Source organism: Chitinophaga sp., from assembly GCF_035564935.1.
GTDB lineage: Bacteria > Bacteroidota > Bacteroidia > Chitinophagales > Chitinophagaceae > Chitinophaga.
In genome coordinates, this window is the sequence record NZ_DATMTE010000338.1 from 1 (window position 1) to 1,626 (window position 1,626).

The following is a 1,626-nucleotide window of genomic DNA, read 5'->3' on the forward strand; positions in this document are numbered from 1 at the left end:
TTATTGTCTGTAAACGTTACCACATTGGCATTGTTCCGTCCTACAAGTACGTATGGGCCGCCGGCCTGGGTGGCGCGGTATACCTCGAAGTACTTTTCGTTGTAAGCAGGAGTGGCATTTTCTGTCCACGACAATACGATCTGTGTTTTGGTGAAACTGTTCACAGCCAGGCTGCTGATAGCGTCCGGACCATTTACACCGGTGCTGTTTATAACCCGGAAAGTATCGGAATAAGTGCCGATACAATTTCCCTGTGTAGTTACCCGCACTACATAAGCGCCCGGGGTAGAAGTGGTTAATGTATTGGTAGTACTGAGCACAGTAGCACTGCCTCCGCGTATCCATTCATAGCTAACCAGGCCGGAAGGCACCTGCATAGTGATGCTGGTAGCGCCATCCGGGGCAGGAAGTACGTTACTGGCGAGTGCCGGGGAAGTGGTAATGGTTTGTTTGGGAGAAGCCGGCTTGTAGCTGATCGCCAGTGGTACGGGCGACCATCCGGTCCATCCGTTTGGTAATTGGCCTCTTACGCGGTAACTGCCAGGCGTGGTTACCACTATAGAGTTGGAGGTACCGGTAGATATAGTGGCGCCGTCTTTCTGCCACTCATATTGCTGGAATCCCGGCGCTATACCAATGGTGATAGTCTGACCGGGACAAAAAGTTGACGAGCCGTATAATGGATAAGGATTAAGCCTGTTTGCCCTCAGCATGAAAGGCGTAAAGTCGGGTTCATTCCATGCGTCTATCCAGGTATTGTGTTCATCGTTGGGATAAGTGGTGAGCTTAAAGTTGGCGCCGGCCGCATTAATAAGGGCTACCACCTGGTTGGTGGTATAAGGCGCGGGGTTACCATCCAAACCACCCTGGAAAAGCCACATTTGTGTGAACTTGTAGGTATCGATGTGATTGCCGTAATCGATGGCCATGGCGCTCATAGGTAAGGAGGCCGCTGTTAATTGCGGGTAGCGCATGGTGAACTCCCATGTGCCCCATCCGCCACCGGACAAGCCATTTACGATCAGCCGGTCGGGGTCTCCTTTCGCACTGGTAACAATGGAATCGATCACCTCTTTCAAGTTATCGTAATCGTTGGGGCCCCAATAACCGCCCTGGCTCTGGGGATAAATGAGATAGCCGTCGAACGTCCCGTTGTCAACGCGGCTGGCCCATGTTTGGCCTCCCCATAACAACTGAAATTCGTTATCGTAAATAGTGCCTTTTTCACCTACGCCATGAAAGAACAGGTAAATGGGATACTTTTTCCCGTCGTTTACACCGGGGGCGTAGGTTTTAGGGAATTTCAGGCGAAATGCCATGTTCTTATAAATGTAGGATTTATAAGAATCCGTATTATAACTCATCCTGACAGTTCTCACCCATTTGGTGATCTTGTCGTACGGAGGATCTGCAGGGGGATTGGCAGAACTGTAAGTGACTACGGGGTCACTGGGGTTTAATGCTGTTTGGGCTTTTACTGCAGGTAAGCAGCAAAGCGCTAAAAGCATCAAAAGGAGCATGCGGTGTAAAGATCGATTCATGGACGTATATTATATATGTTATCCCACAGTTATTCGGTTGTTGCTGCAGGAAAAAAAAGTATAACAAGCACTGATCCGGGAAACC

At 49.7% G+C, this 1,626-nt stretch carries 1 protein-coding gene; it reads right to left on the bottom strand.

Annotated features, from left to right (window positions below; all coding sequences use genetic code 11):
• Positions 1–1,541, bottom strand: a 1,541-nt coding sequence (locus VN105_RS08970) for a hypothetical protein (RefSeq protein WP_325640006.1), incomplete at its 3' end; no start/stop codon positions are given.
• Between the last annotated feature and the right edge of the window lie 85 nt (positions 1,542–1,626).